Raw genomic sequence first — 547 nt, 5'->3', positions numbered from 1 at the left:
TGGACGACGGGTTGATCACCTCGTTGACCCCCGAACGGATCGATCGGGTGCTGGCCGCTAAGGCTGATGCGGCTTGGTATCTGCACCAGGCCACCCTCGACCACGACCTCACCGCCTTCGTCCTGTATTCGGCTGCGGCGGCCACGCTCGGAGGGGCGGGGCAGGGCAACTACGCCGCGGCCAACGCCTTCCTGGACGCTCTGGCCCACCACCGGCAAGACCACGGCCTCCCCGCCCAATCCCTCGCCTGGGGAGTGTGGTCCCCGGAGACAGGCGGCATGACCGCCGGCCTGGAGAAGGCCGACCTCCAGCGGCTGGAGCGTTCCGGCTTCGTCGCCATGGACGCGGACCTGGGAATGGAACTACTGGACGCCGCCCTGAGCGACGCCGCCCCGTTCGTGCTGCCCCTGCCGTTGGACGAGCGTGTGGTGGGGGCGCGTGATGGTGGGGTGCCGGCGGTGTTGCGGGGGGTGGTGCGCGCGCCGGTGGCCCGGCGGGTGGCCGTTGACGGTGATGCCGGTGCGGGTTCGTCGTTGGAACAGCGGTT

1 protein-coding gene is annotated in these 547 nt (G+C 70.7%); it reads left to right on the top strand.

The window, feature by feature from the left end; genetic code table 11:
- The coding region (locus tag ACYVHU_RS26720) for a KR domain-containing protein (protein WP_498949929.1) at positions 1 to 547 on the top strand (547 nt) is incomplete at both ends.

The sequence above is a fragment of the Marinactinospora endophytica genome (assembly GCF_054780875.1).
The sequence above is the reverse complement of the archived record's forward strand: the minus strand, read 5'-3'. Positions and strand labels throughout refer to the sequence as shown.